This is a genomic window from Nodosilinea sp. E11 (genome assembly GCF_032813545.1).
Taxonomy (GTDB): domain Bacteria; phylum Cyanobacteriota; class Cyanobacteriia; order Phormidesmidales; family Phormidesmidaceae; genus Nodosilinea.
The window spans coordinates 4,947,842-4,969,918 of record NZ_CP136520.1 but is presented as its reverse complement, the minus strand read 5'-3'; the positions used below and the strand labels follow the sequence as shown (position 1 = coordinate 4,969,918).

The window sequence follows — 22,077 nt, the reverse complement described above, 5'->3', positions numbered from 1 at the left end:
ATTGGTATGGGGGCGGAGGGGCTCGAACCCTCACGACCGTTTAAGGTCAACGGATTTTCATCCTCCCGCAGCTTTCGCTGCTGCCTGGGGCTTCGCTTTAGCTAAGACCAGGCTTTGAGAATTGGACCCTCCCTTTACCCTCGACTGCACGTTAGGGTAGCTCCCGTCGGGCCTCTGCACCTTCCGGCATAGAATCTTATGCCGGCTTGGCTCAGGATTGCCATGTCTGGCCGGAGGTCACAGCGTTGCCATAACCCTGCCAAAGGTAGGTTTCCCTGAGTTTGAGAGCTTCCACTTAACAGATTTCTCCGTTAAGGCTCAGTTTTCTAAGTCCGTAGCGTCTACCATTCCGCCACGCCCCCACAGTTGTCTCTAGCCCTAAGGCCGAGCAATGCAGACTCCTATTCCAGCACCAACCGGGCTCGAATGCAACTCCATTAAAGCGTAATACAGCCTAAAGCCAGTCATAACCCTATTTTTTGCCAAACTCTATTTAGGAATCCGTGCTAATGTAACGATAGCTGAAGTAATTCTCAGCTAAATAATTACACAAGTACATTACCTGGACTAATACATCATGACCACTACTCTACAGCGGCGCGAAAGCGCTTCCCTGTGGGAGCAGTTTTGCCAGTGGGTCACCAGCACCGAGAACCGCCTGTATGTGGGCTGGTTCGGCGTACTGATGATTCCCACCCTGCTGGCTGCTACCGCCTGCTTCGTGGTTGCGTTCATCGCAGCCCCTCCCGTCGACATCGACGGCATCCGTGAGCCCGTCGCTGGCTCTTTGATGTACGGCAACAACATCATCTCTGGTGCGGTTGTGCCTTCTTCTAACGCCATCGGCCTGCACTTCTACCCCATCTGGGAAGCTGCTTCCCTCGATGAGTGGCTGTACAACGGTGGCCCTTACCAGTTGGTAATCTTCCACTTCCTCATTGGCGTCTTCTGCTACATGGGTCGTGAGTGGGAACTGAGCTACCGCCTGGGCATGCGCCCCTGGATCTGCGTTGCCTATAGCGCACCTGTGGCCGCTGCCTCTGCTGTGTTCTTGATCTACCCCCTGGGTCAAGGCTCCTTCTCTGACGGCATGCCCTTGGGTATCTCGGGTACCTTCAACTTCATGCTAGTGTTCCAGGCTGAGCACAATATTCTGATGCACCCCTTCCACATGCTGGGTGTAGCCGGTGTGTTTGGTGGTTCTTTGTTCTCGGCTATGCACGGTTCACTGGTGACCAGTTCACTGGTGCGTGAGACCACCGAGACTGAGTCTCAGAACTACGGTTACAAGTTTGGCCAAGAAGAAGAGACCTACAACATCGTTGCAGCCCACGGCTACTTCGGTCGGTTGATCTTCCAATACGCCAGCTTCAACAACAGCCGTTCTCTGCACTTCTTCCTGGGTGCGTGGCCGGTAATTGGCATCTGGTTCACCGCGCTGGGCATCAGCACCATGGCGTTCAACCTGAACGGGTTCAACTTCAACCAGTCCATCCTTGACTCTCAGGGTCGTGTGATTGGCACCTGGGCTGACGTGATCAACCGGGCGAACCTGGGTATGGAAGTGATGCACGAGCGCAATGCTCACAACTTCCCCCTCGACCTCGCTACCGCTGAGGCGCCTGAAATCATCGGCTAGTCTTAGCTGACTACCCCATTGATTAACTAGAACGGGTGCTCCCAATTGGGGGCACCCGTTCTAGTTAATTCCGTCTACCGCTTTAGAATGGGGCTTGGTAAACAAGATTTTGACGGGCCAATAATGCAAGCACTTCGGGATTTACAGCAGAGCCAGGGGGCGACCTTAACCAATGAGAGCTTCCCAACCTCTTTTGGGCAAGATGCAGATGCTTTCAAGGCAGTATCTACGGGCGCTGTTGTGGTCGATCGCAGCCACTGGGGTTTGCTTGAGCTGAAAGGGCGCGATCGCCTTCGCTTTCTTCACAACCAAACCACCAATACCTTTACCGAACGTCAGCCTGGAGAGGGCTGCGACACCGTATTTGTGACGTCTACCGCTCGTACCATTGACTTAGCCACCGTCTATGTCACCGACGATGCCCTGCTGATACTTACTTCCCCTGGCCAAGACCAACGCCTGATGGACTGGATGGATCGCTACATTTTTCCAGCAGATCAGGTTTCTTTATCAAATTTAACGGGATCGATGGCGGTATTTTCGCTGATTGGGCCAGGCAGCACCGCCTGCCTTGAAACCTTAGGCATTTCCCTAGAAGCTGAAATGCCCTATGCCCATCACCGCACTGTCAACATTGGCAGTCTCTCTATGCGCCTAGCGGTGGGCAGTGGTCTGACCCTAGCTGGGTATACCCTACTTGTGCCTGCTGATGCCGCTGCTCCAGTGTGGCAACACCTGATCAATGCAGGGGGAATCCCGGCTGGAGAAGATCTATGGCAACAACTCAGGGTTCAGCAGGGGCGTCCTGCTCCAGCCTGTGAACTTACTGACGACTACAATCCTTTAGAAGCAGGATTGTGGCAGGCGATTTCCTTTGACAAAGGATGCTATATCGGCCAAGAAACCATTGCCCGGCTAAATACCTACAAAGGTGTCAAGCAGAAACTTTGGGGGATTCAGCTGAGCGCCTTAGTAGAAGCCGGCACTCCCATTACGGCCAATGGCGACACCATTGGCATGCTGACTAGCTCAATTCCTATGGATCCGGGGGCTTTGGGGTTAGGTTACATTCGCACCAAAGCCGGTGGGGCAGGCTTAGAAGTTACGGTAGGTGAAGTTAGGGGAATAGTGATAGAGGTGCCCTTTCTCTCCCATGACTACCCTGTGGCTCAGCGTTAGATTCGTGTGCAGCCATTGGAGACAGGAAACGTTTTGACCAGTGATTGCCTAGGACGAGTTAAGAAAGCTATATGCAGAATTCCCCTCCAGGGTCTAGGTTGAGTTGCCCTTTAAGCTGCTTAGAACTCTAACTTTTGGGTCTAGCTGTTAGGACAGGTATGGGCTGGTCTTGTGCTGTCGGGACGAGTTGAAATTGATTAAGTTGATTGTCAATTTAAGAGACTAAACCCCTATGAGTCAATCTAAGCGAGCCTTAATTACTGGTATTACTGGTCAGGACGGATCTTACCTAGCGGAGTTACTTCTAGATAAAGGGTATGAAGTTCACGGTATTATTCGCCGCACTTCTACGTTTAATACCGATCGCATTGACCACGTCTATGTTGACCCCCATAGTGCCGACGCCCGGTTGTTTTTGCACTATGGTGACCTGACCGATGGCACCATGCTGCGGCGCATTCTAGAGCAGGTACAGCCCCAGGAAGTTTATAACCTAGGGGCACAGTCTCACGTGCGGGTTAGCTTTGATTCGCCTGAGTACACCGTTGATGCGGTGGGCATGGGGACACTGCGGTTGCTGGAGGCGATTCGTGACTACCAGCAGCGCACCAGCTTAGAAGTGCGGTTTTATCAGGCCGGGTCTTCTGAAATGTTTGGCAAAGTGCAAGAAATTCCCCAGAAGGAGACAACCCCCTTCTACCCCCGCAGCCCCTATGCCTGCGCCAAGGTATTTGCCCACTGGCAAACCATCAACTACCGTGAGTCTTACGATCTGTTTGCCTGTAACGGCATCTTGTTTAACCATGAGTCACCTCGGCGCGGCGAAACCTTTGTGACCCGCAAAATTACCCGAGCGATCGCGCGTATTGTGGCCGGTCAGCAAAAGAAACTTTATCTGGGTAACCTCGAATCTAAGCGTGACTGGGGCTATGCCAAAGACTATGTGCGGGCTATGTGGCTTATGCTCCAGCAAGACCAGCCCGACGATTACGTGGTTGCCACTAACGAAACCCATGCCATCAGCGAATTTTTAGATATTGCTTTTAATCATGTCAACCTCGACTGGCATGACTATGTTGAGTTTGACCCGCGCTATCTACGACCTGCCGAAGTCGATCTCCTGATTGGCGATGCCACGAGGGCCAAACAAAAATTGGGCTGGGAGCCCAGCGTGACGTTTGAGCAGCTAGTGCACCTGATGGTAGAAAGCGACCTAGAAGCTCTAGGTATTGCCCACGGTAACGGGAATGGGGACAAGCGCGATATCGCGACTGTGCGCAAGGACCTGATGAACCTAGCCCCTCAGGGTTAAGAGACCGGGTCCTTCCTAGAAAAAGCGGTGCCTAGCCTGGGTAAGCACCGCTTTTTCTGAGATAGGCCATGCGTTTTAGAAGGCTTTCCTCTAGTATGAGAGAGAACAACTGGGTGAGTGACTCAACCCCCTGAGTTTGCCCCTATTGCTGTTGTAGGTTTTCCTTGTATGGCTGACGAAAAGACCCCCCCGGTAGATTCTGCATCCGCTGCCGACGCAGCGGCCCCCAAGACTGAAACTGGAGCGACAGAGGCAGCCCCTCAGGCTGCTGAAGCCAAGGCAGCCCCCAAGGGAACTGCTGGAGCTGAAGCCAAATCGGCTCCTAAAGCGGCGGCGAAGAAAGAAAAGCCCCCGGCCCTAGAAGATAAACCCTTTACTGAGTTCATTGAGCAGCACTTTATCCCTTCGTTGACCTCTGCCCTGAAGGAAAAAGGCCTTGACGACATTCAGCTCACCCTTGATCAGCGGCCTCTAGGCGTGTTTGGCATCAACGATCAAGAAAACTATTGGCACGTGAAGGGCCAATGGCAAAAGGGCGTTGGTGAAACCTCCCTTGCGGGGAATCGCCAATTTAATATCGCGTTTACGAAAGACAGTATTACTAGTCCAAAGCTGTTCTATTTTGCCGATCAGGGGTCTCAGCCCAGCACGATTGAACAATTTATGGGTGACGAGCGAAAAATTACTCTAGATCTTCTGGTCTTATTTACGCTACGCCGCCTAAATGGTCAAAAGTGGCTAGCCCGCAACTGAGCAGGTAGGTGGGTGGATGAGTGGGTGAATTCTCAGCGGTCATTTAACTGCTGTGGGTAGCGAGAAACTGACGTAGCAGCCCTGTGACGACGGCGGGGTGTTCGACATGGGGTAATACCCCAGAGTTAGGGACTTCAATCACCTGCTGGATTGACTGGGGGTTGAGGCTGGCCAGCCGTTTAACCATGGCCGGGGCGCTAAACCGCGATCCAGACCCCAGTACCACGGTGGTTGGGGTCTGCAACTGGTTGATATAGCGCGATAGATCAAAGCTAACCGCTCCGTTGAGGGAGGCCAGGGCTGAGTATTCAGCGTTGGGCTGCTGAGTGCAGGTGAGGTAAGCCTGCACAGTGTTAGTCGTGATGCGACGAGGATCAGCAAACAGAAAGGTCGAAAGGAACGATCGCACCGCCAGTTCATTGGCCGCCCCCACCTGGTAGAGCACCTTGTCAACGCCGGGGGTGCTGGCTAGCAGGGCCGGCAGACTGGCTCTATAGTCGCGGCCAAAGTCGCTATTGCCGGAGGGCGACACCAAAAACAACCCCTTGAATAAATCGGGCCGCAGCCCTGCTAAACGGATGACCACGCCAGCCGTGAGCGAGGTGGCCGCGACTAGGGCGGGGGGCTGGGCCACCGACTCTAGCAGATGGGTAATCATATAGAAGTAGTCTTCTGTGGAGTAGGCGCGGGCGGGATGGGTAGACTGGCCCCAGCCAATCAGGTCAGGGGCAATCACCCGGTGGGTAGCGCCAAAGGCGGCATAGACCTGGGACCACTCATAGGCAGAGGAGCCGCCCCCTAGGCTGTGAAGAAATACCAGGGGCGGAGAGGATTCTGCTGTACCGTCTTGCCAGGGCCAGCCGCCGGGAGTGTAGTAAGCCATGACCCCTAGATCGGTCGGGAGCGCCTGCTGGATAAAGCCGAGGGGCTGAAAGTTGAGCATGGGAAGTCCGATAAGATTTAGGCCCTGGGGTTCAATCCAATGGGCGGCTGTTCCAACTATTTTAGGAGGTGAGGCCTACGTTACCTAGCGAACTTTTAATCTACCGGTATCAGGGAGAGGCGATTCAGCCGAAGCGGCTAGCGTTGGATGCGGCCAATCGGGCGATCGCAGCCGACTTAATCCAGCTTTTTCAGCAGCAGGTGAGCCGCACCCAGGGCGAGCTCAACCGCCAACTGCAAGATTTAGAAGGCGAAGATACCAACTACCGCATCAAGCGGGGGCTGGCTCACATTTTGCGCAATAGCTTTTCCACCTTCGAGGCGATTAGCCCGTTGGAACCGATCGAGCTGCGGCGGCGGGTGTTTGCCCTGGCGGCCCTGGCGGTGCCCTCCCCCACGGCTGCCGAGCAACACCTGTCGCTTCTCGGCCAGCAACTGTCTGAAGAACTGGATCGCGAAGTGACGGTAGCTGACATTCGTCAGGGGCTCTATGCCGATCGCCAGGACAACCACATTCTGACCGAGTTTGAGCCGCCTACTCCTGACGCACTGATTCATCGCTACAACCTGTCTCAGACCCAGGGGGTGTTTTATAAGGCCAGCGATCTGGTCATGCACCTCTACCGCAACGACCCCGGCGAGTATAAGCTGATGTTTCGCTACCTAAAGTTGTTTCGGCTGATGACCTACATTGAGGGTGATGCAGACCAGGGGTTTACTATCACCATTGATGGCCCGGCCAGTTTGTTTAAGCCGAGTACTCGCTATGGGGTGGATATCGCTAAGCTAATCCCGGCTATTCTGCATGTGAGCAAGTGGCGGCTGACGGCAACTTTACAAATGAAGGATAACTTCACCCAGCAGGTGAAGTCCCGCCAATTTACCCTCGACAGCGACTGTGGGCTAATCACCCACTACCCCCCCGGCAAAACCTATGACAGCATGGTCGAAGAATCGTTCGTCAGCCGCTGGCCCGCCAAGACGCCCTGGCGGCTAGAGCGAGAGGTTGATCTGGTGCCGATTCCTGGCAGCGTGATGATTCCTGACTTCCGCCTGGTGCACCCCGATGGGCGCGAGTATCTGCTAGAAATTGTCGGCTACTGGCGGCCTGAATACTTGCGTAAGAAGTTTGCCCAGGTGCGCCAGTCGGGGCGCGACAACCTAATTTTAGCGGTGTCAGAACGGCTCAACCTGGAGAATGCTGGAGTAGATATTGCGAACGTCCCTGCCCAGGTGGTGTGGTTCAAGACCAAGCTTCAGCCCAAGGTGGTGCTAGCGGTACTAGGGGAGTGAGCCAATTGTTCGCAGGCTGCCCCCAATGCTGTCTTCGGGCTGGGGTTGAACAGATACCCGAGGCACTACTGGTTGCGCGGCCTGAGGTTCTCTAAGGGGGGAAGCGCCTGAATCGGGGGCCATCTCAAGGGGTTGAGGCGCGACGACTGGTGGCACGATTAGCAGCGGGCTAGGTGCGGCAGCGGGGGCTGGCAAGGGCGCTGGCGGGGCCTGGAACGGGACCACCTCTGTTGGCACTGTATCTGGCGTAGGATAGGCGGCGGGCTGGGATGACGGTGGGGACGGGGGCACGGCTTCGATGGCCGCTGGGGCAGGGTCGCCAGGGATGGTTTCAATGCGAGCTGGCAGGGGCGCACGCCGCAACCGCTGATCGGGCATCGCCGGGGCTGGGGCTATGGGCAAGGCCTCTTCTGGCGGCATGCTCGGATCGTTGGAGGAGGCGTCTACCTCCAGTTCTAGGGGGGCTGGGGCTGGGTCGATACTGGGGGCGGCAGCGCGCTGAAGCGCACGGAGGCGAGCCTGTTCGGCGGCAGCGATCTGACGCTGCCAGCCTGCGATCGCCGCTTGGGCTTCCCCATACAGCGCCCGACCTGGTCGAATACTGGAGGCTTGCACTATGGCTTGAGAGAGGTTGCCCTGGGCAGCCAGCGATCGCGCTCGGTTGAGCTGGGGTTGGTCTTCCATCACCTGCAGCTCGCTAGTCCAGATGTAAATCCAGCTCTGGGCCTCGTTGCGCAAGGCGCGATGCAGCGCCACTCCATTGGCGGTTTGAATTGCCGCTTGCAGACCTTCAACGGTTTTGGCACTAGCCAGGGTGTGGGCCTGGATGAGCTGGGGACGGTCTTCAATCCGCTCGATTTCTTGCCGCCAGTGGGCCACCATGGTTTGGGCCTGCACCCGGCGAGGGTGACCCAGGGGAACCTGGGCAGCTTGGTCAATGGCTGCGTTGAAAGCATCGCGATGGCGCACCTGCCCAATGGCCTGGGCCGTTTGTAACCGAGCCAGATCGCCCAGATGGCCCCGCCAGGTGGCTACACTAGACTGGGCCTGAGCGTAGTAGGGGCTGTCGGTCGAGACTCGGTTGGCCAGCAGCATAGCTTGGTAAAGCTTGACCATTTGGTCGGGAGAGGTGCGCCAGGCAGTCAGACTTTGCTGAGCCAGTTGTCGAGACTGACTCAGCCAGATCAGGTCTTGGGCGACTTTGGCGCGGCTGGGGTTGAGGGCGGCACTGCGGCCCAGGGCAAGAGCAGCATCTAACTCTGAGCTGTACCACTTGTCTAAGCCCAGATCGAGCAGTAGGTCGCTCCAGCGATTGAGGTAAGGCTGGGCATGCTGGCGGGCGTAGGTGCCCTCATCGATCTGGCTGGCGGTGTCCAGAGCGGCGGCGAGGCGATCGCTGCCCCCAGGGGCCGCTGTGGCTACAGCCCGATCGAGCAGTTCCTGGGCCTGGCGCTCCTGGCGAATCTGGCGAGATAGAGCCTGGACCTGATTCACCCGCCAGTGAGAGTTGTTCAGTTCTGCTAGGGCCTGCACTTGCAGCGTAGCGGTAGGCCAATCTTTCTGCTTTAGGGCTTCCTGGGCGATGGCCAAGAGAGCCTCCCCCTGCTCCCACTCGCTCTGCCAGGTAGCGATGGTGTTTTGCGCCGTAGCAAAGACTGCGCTGTCGGCTGGAATATACCCGACTAAAGCCTGGGCTTCGGCCATACTGCCATTGCTGCGCAGTTCTTGCTCGGCGGCTTTCAGGGCCACCCACGACCATTGCTCTACCAGAGGCTGTACCTCGTAGTAGAGGGGATGGTCGGCGGTCCAACTGCCGACTAAGGCTAGGGCCGCCAAGACATCGCTCAACTCGCCCGATTCGGCAGCCGTTTGGGCACAGAATAACTGAGCGCGATCGGTGGTAACGGTAGCCGTAGTCTCGCAGTTGGCGGTAGGCGGTAAGTTGATCAGCCAAAGAAAAGCTCCTACCGCTGCGCCGCTGGCGACGAAGCAGCCCAGCAGAGAAATCACCAGCAAGCGCCACGACTGGCTGCCTACCGGAGCAGGGGTCAGGATCTGGGGCAATGCCAGAGCTGGGTCATCGCTATCGTCAATTAAGTGAAAATTGGTGGATAATCCGTCTGCTAACGGCTCTCCCGGCTGTGGCCCAGACTGCCGTTGTTGGCTCAGCATATACCCCTAAACTCCAGCGTAACCACCTCCCCTAACTCTACCTAGAATCTACGGGAGACGGAAAGCCTAGATTACGATTTCTTAGCTATGGCTGTAGCCAGTTCGGTTAAGACATGTCTCCTAAGAACGTTTGAACGTTCGAACGTTTCTAGGGTTTCTGGATGTCCTAACCCAAGTGACTATGGCTATATCATCGCCAATTAGGCGACCGATTGTGTTGAAACCCTGAGGTTGTTATCTCAGCGCACCATCGCTCAGTCTGCCAGGGTCCACCAGCCCAGCCCAGGCCCAACAAACCGCAGGGTAATCCAAAACGCAATAATCACAATAATGGATCCCCAGGTGCCCCGAGTGGTCCACTTCATAAACTGCTGCGATTGGTCTTTGGTAATAGGGAGCCAAGGCAAAATCGGCTCGGCCTGCCCGTACTGATCTCCTAACTGTTCTTTGCGTCGCTTTGATTCGCCCATGGGTATACGCCGCTACGTTCTACGTTCGTTCTACCATTAACGGTAGCGAATTGGGAAGCCAATCACTCTGGCTACGGCCTCCACTCATCGGGCAGCGATCGCACACAGGCAGCTGGGCTCAGCGCCTCTAAAATTTGCGCTCCGTAGCTGCGATAGTGCACGCGGGTATCGAGCAGGGCCACCATGCCCTGGTGCTGCCGCGAAGGGGCGATCGCCCGCTGGAGCTCGGTCACCGCCGTGGGCAACAGGTATAGGCGAAACCAATCTTGCCGCCGCCGCTTGTGAAAGGCTACCCGACTCGCCACCATCGGGTTTTCTAGGGAAGGCAATGGCAGAGTCGCGACGATCAACAGGGCCGGCGGCGGCACCAGGGCGCGGTGCTGCCGCCAAAACTCCCAGCCGCTTACCAGAATGCTGTTGGGGCCAATGTCGGCCTGCTCTACCTGTACTCGCGAGCCAAACTCTCCTGCTAGGGCGGCCCCCAGTTGTCCTTTGAGAGGGAGATCGTCCAGCAAAATCACCGTGGGGCCAGGGCGATCGGGGCGAACCGCCATCAGCAGACGACGAATCTCCTGGTGCAGTCCTCCCTGGAATTCGGGCGTATTCGGCAACGGTAGGTGGCTGGGCAGGTATAACTGAATGGCGTCGTTGTGGCGGTTAGGGGCAAACTGAAGGCAGGTGAGGTCGTCTAGCCCCAGCCGCTGGCGAAAATTATCGGCTGCCGCATCGAGGTCGAGGGCAGCGCCGATCAGCACCACGGGCTGCTGAGCCCAGATGGGGGCTAACGCTGTGGCTAGCTCGACCGGAGCGCAGTGGAGGCTCATTTGGCCGCGATCGCGCTCGACTGCAAACCACAGCAGGTGATTGGGCGGGTTGAACTGCCGCCAAAACTCAGCCCATCGGGGCGGCATCGGCCCCTCGACATGGGAGGACTCCACCCGACTGGCGGTGAGGATCTGGTGTAGTCGCTGGAGCTGTTGGCTGTCCCCTTCTTCTAAAAGATAGCGATGGTAGGGGTTGGTCGGGCGCTGAAAGGCGGCGTGGGTAAGGGCTACATGGGTATCTTGAATCAGCCTCTGATGATCGGGATAGGCCAAGGCTAGCTGATTCCAGTCGAGGGGGCCGAGGTCGGCGGTGAGTTGCTGACGCAGCCACCGCTCCAGGTTATCGGCATCGTCAATCAGGGTTGGAATGCCTTCAGGAAAGCGGTTTTCACCCCCTAGGCGATCGCTCAGCCAGTCCTCAGGCGTGGTCATTAGCAGACCTGAGAAGGTGTCACCGGGCCAATGACTACCCCGCTGCACCGACTTACGCAGCCGCAGCTTTTCCTGTAGGCGCGGCAACTCGACCATCAGCACCCGCTGGATAGTGGACTCAGGAGCCACAATGATGGCCGGACCAGGCCACATCATCAAGGCAATGAGGTAGCTGAGGCGGTATTCTCCCTGGTAAGCCGACAGGCCGCCTACCTGTAATAGAGCACTGCGCCCCAGCCGCAACGCCCGCGCCACCAGCCGTGCCAGCGTCAAATGATGGGGCCAGCTTGGCTCTCCCCATTCCCGCAGCAGGGCGCGCAGTTGTTGGTGTACTTGGGCCTCAATCACGGGCAGGGTGAAGTAGGGGGTGGGGCGATGGTTTACAGAGCGTGCAGAGATTGACGACTTGAGCAGCCAGAGAGTTGCCAAGCGCCAAGGCGATGGGGAAGATTGAGTGCGCTTCGCTCAAGCCATAGGTGTTTATTGTCGCATAGATAATTCGCCACCACCGCTGGAGGGTCTAGAGAGGCCTCGGTCCATTAGAGAGGGCAGCTAGAAGGGCTGCAAAAGGTTCAAATGTTAGGTATTTACGGGGAGATATTGATGGGGGAGATGACTCACCTGCTTGGCCACAGCTATAGCTCTTACGCTTAAATCGAACGCTAGCTTAGGTCATAATTGCGCCGCCCATCAGTTTTTCGTAGCGGCGCTGGAGCTCTTTGGACAGTTTGGGCCAGCGAGCTAGGGCTGGATCTTCTTTAAGCAGCGCTTCTGCCGCCTGACGAGCGACCATCAGCACATCTTGATCCTCAATCAAACTCGCCAGCGCAAAGTCAGGCAGGCCCGACTGACGGGTACCCAGCACCTCTCCAGGACCGCGAAAGCGCAGATCCATCTCGGCGATAAAGAAGCCATCTTGAGATTGCTCTAATACTTTGAGCCGCTGCAAGGCATTTTCGCTGCGGCTGCCGCTGAGCAAGAGGCAAAACGACTGTGCTGCCCCGCGCCCCACCCGGCCCCGCAGCTGGTGCAGTTGAGACAGGCCAAACCGTTCGGCATGCTCGATCAGCATTACCGAGGCATTGGGCACATCTACCCCAACTTCCACCACGGTAGTCGATACCAGAATGTGGCTCTCCTGATTACGAAAGGCGGTAATGGCGGCATCTTTCTCGGCGGAAGACATGCGCCCGTGGAGCAGACCAACAGTGAACTCCGGAAAAATCACCTCTGCTAACCGCTGGTGCTCTTCCACCGCCGATTTTAGATCGAGCTTTTCTGACTCGTCTACCAGGGGTAGCACGACGTAGACCTGGCGACCCTGGGCGATCTCGCGGCGCATGAGGTCGTAGGCATGGGTGCGTTCTTTATTGGTCAGCAGGGTGGTTTGAATCGTTTTGCGCCCCGGCGGCAGTTCGTCGATCTGGCTTACGTCTAAATCGCCGTGCATGGTCAGCGTTAGCGTGCGGGGAATGGGGGTAGCCGTGAGGGTAAGTACGTGGGGGTTAGCCCCTTTTTGGGTCAGCCTGGCCCGCTGCTGCACACCAAAGCGGTGCTGCTCATCGATCACGACCAGACCCAGGTCGCGAAATTGAACGGGATCTTCGATCAGGGCATGGGTGCCAACCAGAATGGGAAGCTCTCCGGTGGCGAGTTCTCCCAGCATTTGACGCCGTTTGGCGGCTCGGGTAGACCCCGTCAGCAGTTCTACAGTGAGGTGCAGCTGGTTGAACCACTCCACTAGCTTGCGGTAGTGCTGCTCGGCTAGTACTTCGGTGGGGGCCATAATGGCGGCCTGGTAGCCCGACTGAATGGCAGCGAGGGTCGCGACCACCGCTACTACGGTTTTCCCAGACCCCACATCGCCCTGCACTAAGCGGTTCATGGGGACGGGCTTTTGCAGGTCGGAGAGAATGTCGTTGACGACACGCTGTTGAGCCCCGGTGAGGCTAAAGGGAATGATGTTGTAAAAGTCGTCGATCAGGGCTCCGGTGGGAGCCAGGGTAATGGCGGTTTGCTGAGCCTGCTGCTGCTGGCGACGGCGCAGTAAACCAAGCTGAAGGTAAAGAAATTCGTCGAAGATTAGGCGGCGGCGGGCTTGGGCTAGGTGCGCTTCGTCGTCGGGAAAGTGGATTTGCCCGATCGCATCCCCCACCCCAATCAACTCGTACCGCTGTCGCAGATCTACCGGTAGCGGATCCTGTAGGTCTGGAAGGGCGGGCAGGGCGGCGGCCACTGCTTTGCGTACCAGATCGGCAGGAACGCCCTCGGTGAGCGCATACACCGGCACCATACGGCCAATGGTGAGCGACTCGATGCGATCGCTCAGGCTATCCAACACCTCTAGGTGTGGATCTTCCAGCGTCACCCCAAACTTGCCCGCCTTCACCAGGCCCGAGGCGGCGACGATCGCCCCCTGAGGATACTGGCGTTTTTGCTGCTGCTGCCAGCTGGGGGTAGCGTAACGATTGCCGGGGTAAAAGCGGTTGAGCTTGAGGGTGCCACTGCCGTCGGAGAGTTGCAACTCAAAAATGGTCAGCTTTTTATTGCGGGGGCTGGTGAAGCAGTTGACCCGCTTGACGGTGCCGACAATCGTGACGGTTTCGCCCGGTTCTAAGTCGCGAATTTTGACCTGCTGGGCGTAGTTGATGTGATCGCGGGGGTAGTAATAGAGGACATCTTGAACCGTAAAGAGGCCCAACTTGGCAAGGCGATCGCTGTTTTTAGGCCCAATACCCTTCAAGTAAGTGATTGGCTGTTCGAGGCCAACGCGCAAGCTACCCGTCCCGGAGGTCTCCGCTAGTTGGGTGGTTTTGGGGGTGGTTTTGGGCCGTCGAGAGGTTTTAGCGGGGGTAGATTCACCCGGTTCTACCGGGCTACCCTCCTTGGTGCGGAGGGTTTTGGTTTCCGCCACTTTCTCCAGCAGGCGCTGGGTACCGTAGAGAAAACGACGGGTCTCGGCTACTAAATGCTGACGCTGGGCAAAGCTCAGGTCGATATAACCCGCATACTTGTGGGCCAGGGTCTGCCAAGCACCCTGCTGATCTCCAGGCAAACTAGCGGGCGGCTGGTGTAAGCTATCGCGCAAAAACTCGCTGAAGCGTTGCTGTTTACCCACTAGGTCGTTAAAGCCGGTTTCGGCCTCCACGGAGAGAGCCCGCTGCAGCCGCACCCAATCGGGCGGGGAAGGTTGTGCTTCCGCCATAGGTCCAATTCCCAGAATTTTACCGGGATGAGTCGTCGTACCAGACTGCTCGCCAGGCTTGCTCGGCCTGGGCGATCGCCAGCTCACGCTCGGCCTGCTGGTACTGTTTGCCCAACTTGCGCAACCGCCCTACCGCCGTACGCAGTTTACTGCGCCACAGGGCCGACTGCACATCGCCAAATTCAAGATCGCTCAGCCTGAGCTGAATGGCGGCTAGGTGGGTCATCGTGCCTTCTAGGGCCTCATCGTCATCGCCATCGCCATCATCAGAGTCGGCGATTGTGTCGTCATCACCATCGGGTTCTGGGTCACCAAACTCCTCGGGGATATCGCCTGTGATGGCCACCAGCACATTGAGCACGTTGGGAGCAGAGCGCCCCTTGGCAGTAGCTATGTCGGCATCGGCTGCCGCCTCCAGCACCGCCTCGGGCAGGTCGGGAATCAGTTTGGCCTGTCTTAGCAGCTGGTTGGCTTTTCTCGATACCCGCTGCAACACCTCGCGAATCCTCTGCTCCAGGATGAGATGGTGCTTAGCCACCAAAGTGGGAGTCAGCGGGTCGCCAGTAAAGGGGCGATCGCTCAAGGAAGCTTCAGGGTCGCTAGCCATGGCAGCCATGATCACTGACTGCACCAGAGTTTTGGGATCGAGCCGGGAAGTGACCTCTGAATCCTTTAGAGATTCACCATCGTCTGAAGCATCAGCGGCGATCTGTGATGCCTCTACAGCAGACTCGGCTCCATCTGGCTCGGCTCTGTCTGACTCGGCGGCATTGGGGATATCCACGTCCCCATAACTTTCCTCAGGGGTTTTGGCCAAGTCTTGATCGCCAAAATCTTGGTTTTCGGAATCTCGATTTTCGGAATCATGACTCTCAGAGTCGTGATTCTCAGCAGAGTCAATCCCTGAAGTCAGGGCCGCTAGGGCACTCCCTAAGCGGTTGAGCTCATCGGGGTCGAGCCGCTGGTCTAGGTCAACGGGCGTTTGGTTGGGCTCTAGCAGGTCCAGAAGCCATTGCCGGGAGTTTCGCCCCAAGGTCTGAATATTTTGCTGTAGTCGGGAGCGATCGCTCACCGTCAGAGCCAAAAATTCTTCGGGATAAACCTGGGTACAGAGATGATAGGTGGCCATAATCACCTGACGGTGAAGGGCCTGGCCTAGCACCGTTAGGTAGGTGGCATAATTTTGGCTAAACTCTTCGGCCAGAGTGGCTGTAACCCCCTCAAGCGCCTTGAGATCTTTGCGAATGCTTTCAACCGGCCTTACCATGCCTCTCTGTCCATGCCATACCTGATTATAAAGAATATCGAAAACGGGGGACCCATTAGAGTACCCCCGTTCTGGGTGATTAGCGGGCCAACCTGCCCTTTAAGGTAGCTAGTCCTTAACCAAGCTGATTGTGACAGGCTCTGAACGTTGAGGAGATCAGATGTCAGGTTCATGACAGATCTAGAACCTGACACCTGACACCTTGAACCCACTCACCTGTCACCTCTAGCTTGGCAGACTACTAGCCCCAGGAGACTACTTCTTTTTCTTAGCCTTCTTTGCAGTAGGCTCGGGAGCAGGTTCGGGCGTGGGTTCGGGGGCAGCCTCGGCCACTGTTGCTTCAGGCTGAGCTTTCTTCTGCCCCGTCTGGGCCGCTACTTCGTCGGCGAAGTTGGTTTCTTCTTTTTCAATGCCCTCACCCAGCACAAACCGGGAAAAGCGGCGGACCTGAATGTTTTCACCCAGTTTGGAAATAGCCTGTTTGATTAGCTCTTCTACCGAAATATTTTGGTCTTTGATGAAGGGCTGATCCATCAGAGAAAGCTCTTTCAGGCGCTTCTGAATGCGTCCCTCAACAATTTTCTCCTGCATGGCGGCGGGCTTATTGGCGATGTCATCGCGGCCCATCTCGATAGATTTTTCCTTCTCGGCCACTTCGGCAGGGATATCGCTGACCCGCACATATTCCACGTTGGGGCAGGCCACGATCTGCATGGCTACATCGCGCACCAAGGCCTTAAATTCGTCGCGGCGGGCGACGAAGTCGGTTTCACAGTTGACCTCTACCAGCACACCGACGCGATCGCCAGTGTGAATGTAGCTGCCAATAATACCCTCAGCAGCCACCCGGCCTTCTTTCTTAGAAGCCGAAGCAATGCCTTTTTGGCGAAGCCACTCAATGGCTTTTTCAACGCTGCCCTCGTTCTCTTTCAGGGCTTTTTTGCAGTCCATCATGCCTGCGCCGGTTTTGTCGCGCAGGTCTTTGACAAGCTTTGCAGAAATATCTGCCATGGTAATTTACGTCCTAACGCGCTGTCGTCGAACTCAATACAAACAATTCAATCTAAATCCAATCCAAGGGCCAAATCCAACCCAAGGGCCAAGTCAAACCCAGGGGTAATGCCTTAGTTCAGCTTAAACCCCGTTGGCCACCTTCATAACGGCACCCCCCTCCTCTGCCTGAAGCAGAGGAGGGAGCACTAAACCCTAGTCGTCGCTGTCAGCGGCGGGGGCGTCGTAGCCGTACTCGTCATCTTCGCCGCCGTCGTAGTCATCGTAGTCGTCATCGCCGGAGGCTTGGCCACCGTGAGACCCTTCGTAGATGGCGTCGGCTAGCTTGCCAAGAATTAGCTTAATGGAGCGAATGGCGTCGTCGTTACCCGGAATAGGCACATCGACAACATCGGGGTCGCAGTTGGTGTCTAGCAGAGAAATAATTGGAATGCCGAGCTTTTGGCACTCAGACACGGCGTTGTATTCCCGCTTGATGTCAACGATGATGGCGACGTCAGGCACCTTGCGCATGGTCTTGATGCCGCCCAGGTATTTTTGCAGCTTCTCTAGCTCGCGGCGCAGCACAGCGGCTTCTTTTTTGGGGCGTAGGTCAATGGCCCCTAGCTCTTCCATCCGCTCTAGCTCTTTGAGACGGTTAGCCCGCGACTTGATCGTCTCCCAGTTGGTGAGCATGCCGCCCAGCCAGCGCTGGTTGACATAGTGAGAGCCGCAGCGGCTAGACTCTTGGGCCACAATGCCAGCAGCCTGGCGCTTGGTACCAATAAACAGAAACTTTTGCCCCTGTTCGGCGGCGGTGCGGACAAATTTGTAAGCTTCTTCCATCAACTGGGCGGTTTGCACCAGGTCAATGATGTGAACGCCGTTGCGAGAGGTGAAGATGTATTGATCCATCTTCGGGTTCCAGCGACGGGTCTGGTGGCCGAAGTGAACCCCAGACTCAAGTAGCTCGGGTAGAGTAATAACGGGCATTTGGTTTTGACTCCTTTCGGGTTAATCCTCCATTCGAACGTGCTCTCCTAAAGGGAGAGACCCGAAAATTCGAATGTGCGATTTTGACAACTTTACTAGGATATCACAATGGCAACCAGGTCAGAGTTTTGCTAAAGCGATATTTGCGCTGGGTGATTGTTGCCGCCGCGATCGCATTCTTGCTACACACCCTAGCGGGCCACTGGGCTGAAGTCACCGCCATCCGCCTGCGCCCGCAGGGCGTTGCTCTGCTGGCCCTGGCCACGGGCGTGAGTCTGCTGGCCCACGGCTGGGCAGGCTGGGTGTGGAGTTGGATTTTGCAAGCTCTGCAACAGCCGGTAGCCGGGGTCTGGAGCATGCCTGTCTACCTCAAGACCAATCTGCTGAAATATCTACCCGGTAACGTTTGGCATTTTTACGGTCGGGTAAGGGCCTTAAAGGATTTGGGGATTGCTAGGGGCGCGGCCATAGTCGGGGTGGTGCTAGAACCATTGCTAATGGCGAATGCGGCTCTCATGTTGGGACTGGCTAGCCCCACCCCCTATTGGCCAGGGCAAATTTTGGTGTTGGCGCTAGCGCTAGGCGCGGTTCACCCCCGCTGGCTCAACCCGATAATGAACCGCCTTGGGCAGGCTAAGGTTGGGGCCGATGACAGCGAACCCCTACCCGAGGCGGCACTACACCACTATCCGCTAAAGCCGCTGCTGGGGGAAATGGGCTTTGTGCTCTTGAAGGGCCTGGGCTTTGCCCTGGTGATCAGTGCTATTGGCCCTCTGCCCAGAGAGCTTTTGCTGCCGGTGGTAAGTCTGTTTAGCTTGGCCTGGCTGGCGGGGTTAGTAATTCCCGGGGCACCGGGAGGGCTGGGGGTATTTGAGGCGATCGCGGTTACTCTATTACAAGATCTGCTCACCGTTGGGGTGGTGCTCAGTGCGGTGGCCCTATATCGGTTAGTAGGTACCCTGGCAGAAGCGATGGGGGCTGGCTTAGCGGTACTGAGCCAGCGGCTGGCTCCGCCCCCGTCAGCTACCTGACCCCGGTGATCTAGCCTCGATTATGCGTTGAGGTAATAGTCTTTATACCAAGCCACAAACTTGGCAATACCCACCTCCAAGGGGGTATCGGGAGAAAAGCCCACATCCTTGGCTAGATCGGTGGTGTCAGCGTAGGTTTCTAGCACATCGCCGGGCTGCATGGGCTTGAGCTCTAGAACGGCCTTCTGCCCCAAGGCTGCCTCGATCACCTCGATGAACCGCAACAACGCTACCGGTTGATGATTACCCAGGTTATAGATTTTGTAGCGGGCCTGGCTGGCGGTAGTTTCGGGCTGATCGCAGCCGTTGGGGGGCCGGTGCATCACTCGCACGATGCCTTCTACTACATCGTCAATGTAGGTGAAGTCGCGCTTCATTTGACCGTGGTTATAGACATCAATGGGGCGATTTTCGCAGATCGCTTGCACAAACTTGAAATAGGCCATATCGGGCCTGCCCCAGGGGCCGTAGACCGTAAAAAAGCGCAGCCCTGTGGTGGGAATCTGATAGAGGTGGCTGTAAGCATGGGCCATGAGTTCATTGGCTTTTTTGGTCGCGGCATAGAGGGAAACCGGATAATCTACCGAGTCACGGGTAGAGAAGGGCACTTTGCGGTTAGAGCCATAGACCGAGCTAGAGGAGGCAAACACCAGGTGCTGAACCGGGTAGTGGCGACAGGCTTCTAAAATGTTGAGGAATCCTGACAGGTTGCTGTCCCCATAGGTATGAGGATTTTCTAGGGAATAGCGCACTCCTGCCTGGGCAGCCAGATGAATTACGTAGTCGAAGGCACAACGTTGAAAGAGTGTGTCGATGCTAGGTCGGTCGTAGATATCTAATTTTTCAAAGGTGAAGGTGGGATAGGCTGTCAGTAAGCGGAGGCGATCGTGTTTGAGGGTGATGTCGTAGTAGGCATTGAGGTTGTCAATGCCGTAAACCGGATAGCCTTCGCTCAAAAGTCGAGAGGCCAGAGAAAAGCCGATGAACCCGGCTACGCCTGTAATCAAGATTGCCATAGGTTTCTATATATCTAAATATTGAGGGTGAACGAACTGGGGTAATGGTGAAGTGCTTATTGATAGAGGTTTTACGGCTTTTACCTTATATTGCAGTCCAGTCTTGTAGCGGCGGCCAGCGCAGGCCTGACTGCATAGAAAAGCCGACCCAGGGTGTCACCTGCGATCGGCTTTAGCCTGTTTCAGTAGGGGCGACCGGCTGAGCTTATGCGCCGAAATGCTTGACGATCGCCTCGGCAAACTCTGAGCACTTCAGCGGCGGGCTGACCGGGGGCTCCATCAGGCGGGCCAGGTCGTAGGTGACTTCGCGGGCGGCGATCGCTGCCCCCATGCCCTTTTTGATCAAATCTGCCGCCTCCTGCCAGCCCATGTACTCCAGCATCATCACGCCGGAGAGAATCACCGAGCCAGGGTTGATGCGATCGAGGCCGGCGTGCTTGGGGGCGGTGCCGTGGGTGGCCTCAAAGATGGCACAGGTATCGCCGATGTTGGCCCCTGGCCCCATGCCCAGGCCACCGACGATCGCGGCTGCCGCATCTGACAAATAGTCGCCATTCAGGTTCATGGTGGCGAGAATGGAGTACTCGTCGGGCCGGGTCTGGATCTGCTGGAAGATACTGTCGGCGATGCGATCGTTCACCATCACCTTGTCCTTCCACTGACCGTTACCGTGGGTATCCCAGATAGCGGCGAGAATGCCCTCGACTTCGGCACAAATGGCGGCTTTTTTCTCCGGCGTCAGGGCGTCGTAGCCTGGCTCGATCTGGCGGGCGTTGTCTTCGGTAGACAGATCGGGGTTGGCTTCTTTGTTGCCCAAAATCCACGACTCACGCTCGGTGACGCAGTCGGCCCGAAATTCGCTGGTGGCCAGTTCGTAACCCCAGTCGCGGAAGGCCCCCTCGGTGTATTTCATGATGTTGCCCTTGTGCACCAGGGTGACCTGCTGCTTCTCTTTGGGCAGACGTAGGGCATGCTTCATGGCCCGGCGCACCAGGCGCTGGCTGCCAGTTTTGCTGATCGGCTTAATGCCAATGCCCGCGTCGAGGGGAATCTGCTTTTTGCCGTGCTCGGGGGTAGCCGGGATCAGCTCGGTGTTGAGGTATTTGATCAGCTGGTCGCAGATGGGGTCACCCTGCTTCCACTCGATGCCCAGGTAGATGTCTTCGGTGTTTTCTCTATAGATAATGACGTCAAGCTTTTCGGGGCTGCGGTGGGGCGACGGGGTGCCCGCGTAGTACTTACAAGGGCGCACGCAGGCGTAGAGGTCGTTGATCTGCCGCAGGGCCACATTGAGGGAGCGAATGCCGCCGCCCACGGGGGTCGTGAGCGGCCCCTTGATCGCCACACCAAATTCTTCGATCGCCTTGAGGGTGTCGTCGGGCAGATACTGGTAGGTGCCGTACTGCTCACAGGCTTCGTCGCCCGCATAGACCCGAAACCAGACAATCTCACGCTTGCCGCCGTAGGCGGCGGCTACTGCCGCATCGAACACCCGCTGGGCCGCAGGCCAAATGTCTACCCCCGTTCCATCACCTCGGATGTAGGGAATGATAGGCGTGTCTGGTACGACAGGTTCGCCATCTTTAAAGGTGATACGTTCGCCTACCGTCGGGGGAGTGATCCGTTCATACATCGCAAATTGCCCGCAAACGACAAAACAACCCATAGTCTAATGCGCTTTAACCCACATTTTTGCTCGTTTAATGACGATTTAGATCTGGGGCTCAAATCCTTAATGGCAATGGCTCCTTGACTCAACAAAAGCGGAGCGATGACCGGAGTGCTCTACAAGCCCCCATGTCTGCGATCGCACTAGCCCAGCTATGTTTCCTTAGGTCCCCGTTCTATCTGCCGCTGTCCCCGCTGGCTCCCCTTACTGTCCCTTAAGATTTTGGATCCATGAAAACTGTTCTAATCGTCGACGATGACCCGGTTATGCAACTGGCCCTGACCCGGCGGCTACAAGATCAGGGCTTTGAGGTGCTCAATGCCACCTCGGGTGAGGAAGCACTGTCACTGTTGACGACCCAGCCTGCCGATGTGGTGGTGTCAGACGTCATGATGCCAGGCATGAGTGGGTTTGAATTTTGCCACCAGCTGCGCTCTAGCCCTGAGGGTGAAATGGTGCCCTTCATCTTTCTCTCTAGCCTAGGAGAGCTGACCAACCGAGTACAGGGGCACCTGATGGGTGCTGACGACTACCTGGTTAAGCCCTTCTCGGCCCAAGAGCTAATTGCCAAAGTGAAAGGGGCGATCGCGCGATCGCAGCGGCTCCACAGCGTCCTAGAGCGCATGGCCGAACAAACTGCTGCCCAGCCGGCCCCCCTACCCCTCACCCCAGCGGAAGAGCGCGTCTTTTGGGAGGTTGTCCAAGGGTTTACCAACAAACAAATTGGTGAACACCTCTTTCTCAGCCCTCGCACGGTGCAAACCCATCTCAGCAATATGTTGACCAAGCTCAATCTAGAGAACCGCTCTCAGATTGTGCGCTTTGCCTTTGAGCATGGGTATCGAATACCAGAAGAGTCGGGGAAAGGGTAGGTGAGTGAATGCATCAAC

The 22,077-nt window shown here is 56.6% G+C and carries 17 protein-coding genes; 7 read left to right on the top strand and 10 right to left on the bottom strand.

The genetic code is table 11. The features are described 5' to 3' along the window. Positions 1–577: 577 nt before the first annotated feature. The 4 genes from psbA to RRF56_RS24230 all read left to right on the top strand — a co-directional run bounded on the left by psbA (position 578) and on the right by RRF56_RS24230 (position 4,883). On the top strand, positions 578–1,639 hold the full coding sequence (gene psbA, locus RRF56_RS24245; RefSeq protein ID WP_194022111.1) for a photosystem II q(b) protein: 1,062 nt from the start codon (positions 578–580) through the stop codon (positions 1,637–1,639). 120 nt (positions 1,640–1,759) lie between these two features. Further along, a complete protein-coding gene (locus RRF56_RS24240) occupies positions 1,760–2,818 on the top strand; it encodes a YgfZ/GcvT domain-containing protein (RefSeq protein WP_410510687.1) in 1,059 nt (352 codons plus the stop codon). A gap of 232 nt (positions 2,819–3,050) precedes the next feature. Further along, entirely contained in the window at positions 3,051–4,130 is a 1,080-nt protein-coding gene (gene gmd / locus RRF56_RS24235; protein ID WP_317035721.1) for a GDP-mannose 4,6-dehydratase, read from the top strand. A gap of 168 nt (positions 4,131–4,298) precedes the next feature. Beyond that, positions 4,299–4,883, top strand: a complete 585-nt coding sequence (locus RRF56_RS24230; RefSeq protein WP_317035720.1) for a DUF2996 domain-containing protein — start codon at positions 4,299–4,301, stop codon at positions 4,881–4,883. 43 nt (positions 4,884–4,926) lie between these two features. Here RRF56_RS24230 and RRF56_RS24225 read toward each other — a convergent pair whose 3' ends face one another. Beyond that, positions 4,927–5,826, bottom strand: a complete 900-nt coding sequence (locus RRF56_RS24225) for an alpha/beta hydrolase (RefSeq protein WP_317035719.1) — start codon at positions 5,824–5,826, stop codon at positions 4,927–4,929. A gap of 68 nt (positions 5,827–5,894) precedes the next feature. On the opposite strand from RRF56_RS24225, the gene RRF56_RS24220 reads away from it, so the two are divergent. Beyond that, on the top strand, positions 5,895–7,118 hold the full coding sequence (locus RRF56_RS24220; protein ID WP_317035718.1) for a DUF790 family protein: 1,224 nt from the start codon (positions 5,895–5,897) through the stop codon (positions 7,116–7,118). Here the strand turns inward: RRF56_RS24220 and RRF56_RS24215 are convergent. From RRF56_RS24215 to rpsB, 7 genes are all read right to left on the bottom strand, one after another. Continuing rightward, entirely contained in the window at positions 7,107–9,290 is a 2,184-nt protein-coding gene (locus RRF56_RS24215) for a hypothetical protein (protein ID WP_317035717.1), read from the bottom strand. The genes RRF56_RS24220 and RRF56_RS24215 overlap by 12 nt on opposite strands. 254 nt (positions 9,291–9,544) lie before the next feature. Further along, positions 9,545–9,760 (bottom strand): DUF2839 domain-containing protein, encoded by a 216-nt coding sequence (locus RRF56_RS24210; RefSeq protein ID WP_317035716.1) that lies wholly within the window; start codon positions 9,758–9,760, stop codon positions 9,545–9,547. Between the two features lie 71 nt (positions 9,761–9,831). Further along, entirely contained in the window at positions 9,832–11,364 is a 1,533-nt protein-coding gene (locus RRF56_RS24205; RefSeq protein WP_410510686.1) for a helicase C-terminal domain-containing protein, read from the bottom strand. A gap of 319 nt (positions 11,365–11,683) precedes the next feature. After that, a complete protein-coding gene (gene recG / locus RRF56_RS24200; protein WP_317035714.1) occupies positions 11,684–14,221 on the bottom strand; it encodes an ATP-dependent DNA helicase RecG in 2,538 nt (845 codons plus the stop codon). Between the two features lie 19 nt (positions 14,222–14,240). Further along, positions 14,241–15,488, bottom strand: a complete 1,248-nt coding sequence (locus RRF56_RS24195) for a hypothetical protein (RefSeq protein ID WP_317035713.1) — start codon at positions 15,486–15,488, stop codon at positions 14,241–14,243. A 255-nt stretch (positions 15,489–15,743) separates the two neighbouring features. Continuing rightward, a complete protein-coding gene (gene tsf / locus RRF56_RS24190; RefSeq protein WP_317035712.1) occupies positions 15,744–16,499 on the bottom strand; it encodes a translation elongation factor Ts in 756 nt (251 codons plus the stop codon). 195 nt (positions 16,500–16,694) lie between these two features. After that, on the bottom strand, positions 16,695–17,471 hold the full coding sequence (gene rpsB / locus RRF56_RS24185; protein ID WP_317035711.1) for a 30S ribosomal protein S2: 777 nt from the start codon (positions 17,469–17,471) through the stop codon (positions 16,695–16,697). Positions 17,472–17,554: 83 nt separating this feature from the next. Here rpsB and RRF56_RS24180 point away from each other — a divergent pair, with 83 nt between their 5' ends. Then, the gene (locus RRF56_RS24180) at positions 17,555–18,502 is read left to right on the top strand and encodes a hypothetical protein (RefSeq protein ID WP_317035710.1); all 948 of its coding nucleotides are present in this window, start codon (positions 17,555–17,557) and stop codon (positions 18,500–18,502) included. 20 nt (positions 18,503–18,522) lie between these two features. Here RRF56_RS24180 and RRF56_RS24175 read toward each other — a convergent pair whose 3' ends face one another. Both RRF56_RS24175 and RRF56_RS24170 read right to left on the bottom strand, forming a co-directional pair. Then, on the bottom strand, positions 18,523–19,518 hold the full coding sequence (locus RRF56_RS24175) for an NAD-dependent epimerase (protein WP_317035709.1): 996 nt from the start codon (positions 19,516–19,518) through the stop codon (positions 18,523–18,525). 205 nt (positions 19,519–19,723) lie between these two features. Next, the gene (locus RRF56_RS24170) at positions 19,724–21,151 is read right to left on the bottom strand and encodes an NADP-dependent isocitrate dehydrogenase (protein WP_317035708.1); all 1,428 of its coding nucleotides are present in this window, start codon (positions 21,149–21,151) and stop codon (positions 19,724–19,726) included. 266 nt (positions 21,152–21,417) lie between these two features. Between RRF56_RS24170 and RRF56_RS24165 the strand changes: the two genes are divergently transcribed. After that, on the top strand, positions 21,418–22,059 hold the full coding sequence (locus RRF56_RS24165; RefSeq protein ID WP_317035707.1) for a response regulator transcription factor: 642 nt from the start codon (positions 21,418–21,420) through the stop codon (positions 22,057–22,059). The last annotated feature ends 18 nt before the right edge of the window (positions 22,060–22,077 follow it).